This is a genomic window from Saccharomonospora saliphila YIM 90502, assembly GCF_000383795.1.
Taxonomy (GTDB): domain Bacteria; phylum Actinomycetota; class Actinomycetes; order Mycobacteriales; family Pseudonocardiaceae; genus Saccharomonospora; species Saccharomonospora saliphila.
Window position 1 is genome coordinate 3,423 of the sequence record NZ_KB912591.1, and the last position, 2,048, is coordinate 5,470.

Here is a 2,048-nt window from a genome sequence, read left to right on the forward strand (position 1 = left end):
CCGCGCGGCGGCGGGCAACGCCTGAGGTTCCGCACCGGGGCCGGGTCCGCGCCCGTTCAGCAGGAGAACAGCCCCCGCCGGGGGTGGCGCAGGGTCAGCGACCCGCCGTGCAGCCGGCCGGTGAGGACGAGGCGGGGGGAGTCCCCGCTCGCCGCGCCGCGCGTCTTGTCATCGATGTGGGCCCACTTCAGCTCGTCGAGCCCGTTGATGTCGACCTCGGCACCCTGGGGCACCAGGAACTTCACCGCGCACCACTTGGTGTCGAGCCGGATGTGCACCACACGGCTGGTGAACTCGGCCTCGGTGAAGTCGAGCCGCGTCTCGCCGTACTTGTTGCGCACGAGCAGCTCAGAGGGCACCGACCAGCGGCCCTTGCGGACCAGGGAGGAGCCGTGGCCCCGCAGCTCCACCCGGTCGGCAGACCCCTCGGGGCGGGAGGTCCCCGGCGGCATCCCGGCGGGCCCGGGTGCGGCGCCGGTGTGCGTCAGCCCCGGCAGATCGATCAGGACCGCGTTGAGCTCACCGCGCGTGCGCGAGCCCAGTGCGGTGTCGGTGCGCTCGGTGAACTCGTCCAGGGTCAGCATTCCCCGGCCGATGGCCTGTTGCAGCAGCTCGACGACGTGCTCGCGTTCGGCGTCGGAGACCCGCAGGTCGCGCTGGTCGAGGCGGTCCGGTCGGTCCCGGTCGTCGCTGTACTCGCCGTCCACCCACCTCATCCTAGAAGCGGCCCGGCAGGCGCGAATCAGGGAAGACCCTGAGATGCGCCACCGGGGGCCGGGCTAGGCGTCCTGGTCGAGGCCGTGCTCGATGGCGTACCGGGCCAGCTCGACCCGGTTGTGCAGCTGGAGCTTGCGCAGGGTGGACTGGACGTGGTTCTCCACGGTGCGGTGGGAGATCACGAGCCGGTCGGCGATGCGCCGGGCGGTCAGCCCCTTCGCCACCAGACGCAGCACGTCGGTCTCGCGTTCGGTCAACCTCGGCGGCGGTTCACCGCCGGTGGGGGCGTCGGCCATCCGCCGGTACTCCCCGAGCACCATCCCGGCGAGCCCGGCCGTGAAGACGGGATCACCCTCCGCGGTGCGCCGCACGGCATCCACCAGCTCGGTCACCGACGCCGACTTCACCAGATACCCCGAGGCGCCCGCCTTGACCGCCTGGAGGACGTCGTCGTGCTCGCCGCTGGCGGAGAGGACCAGCACGCGGGTGTCGGGCAGTTCGCTGGTGACGGCGCGCGTGGCGTCCACGCCGGACGTGGCGCCGAGGTTGATGTCCATCAGCACCACGTCGGGCCGCACGGCACGGGCGATCCGGACCGCCGACTCCCCGTCCGGCGCGGTCGCCCGCACGTCGAACCCGTGCTCACCCAGGTCGCGGGCCACGCCGTCTCGCCAGATCGGGTGGTCGTCGACGATCATGACCGACACCGTCATCAGGTTCTCCTTCCGGCGCCCGGGCGCGGCACCCGGAGCTCCCACTCCGTGCCCTCTCCCGGCTCGGTGTGCAGTGTGCAGGTGCCGCCGAGGTCGGCGACCCGGCCCCTGATCGACTTCGCCACTCCCATGTGTCCCTCCCGCTCGGCGCGTTCCAGTCTCCCTGCCGGAATGCCCGGACCCTCGTCCCGGACCGTGAGCACGATTTCTTCCGCCAGGTCCTCAAGCAAGACCCAGGCTTTCGCCTCCGGCCCCGCATGTTTGTCTACATTGGATAAAGCTTCCCGGACGGCCGCGACGAGTTCGCGCACCGCGTGTCCCGGAAGCGGCACCTCCCCCGCGGGTGCGGCGACCTGCACTCGCGAGGTCGACAGGATTTGCAGCGCCGCGCGCAGGTCCGCGGTGTCGTCGTCACTCGAACCGCACGGCTCGGTGGAGACCAGCGCCCGCAGCGCGATCTCCTGCTCCCCCGCGAGGCGTGCCAGCTCGGCCGCCTCTCCGCCGAGTTCGGAGCCGCGCCGCCGCACCCGGGCGAGCACCTGCAACACACTGTCGTGAATGGAGCGCGCGAGCCGCTCGCGTTCCGCCGTGGCCGCCTCGGTGCGCATCGCCCGCGCC

At 72.3% G+C, this 2,048-nt stretch carries 3 protein-coding genes; all 3 read right to left on the bottom strand.

All coding sequences use genetic code 11. The features are described from left to right. Window positions 1-56: 56 nt before the first annotated feature. A complete protein-coding gene (locus SACSA_RS0100145; protein ID WP_048876269.1) occupies window positions 57-716 on the bottom strand; it encodes a DUF1707 SHOCT-like domain-containing protein in 660 nt (219 codons plus the stop codon). 63 nt (window positions 717-779) lie between these two features. Beyond that, entirely contained in the window at window positions 780-1,430 is a 651-nt protein-coding gene (locus SACSA_RS0100150; RefSeq protein WP_019812513.1) for a response regulator, read from the bottom strand. Next, window positions 1,430-2,048: MacS family sensor histidine kinase (gene macS / locus SACSA_RS0100155; protein WP_048876270.1), on the bottom strand; the 619-nt coding region annotated here is incomplete at its 5' end. The genes macS and SACSA_RS0100150, both read right to left, overlap by 1 nt.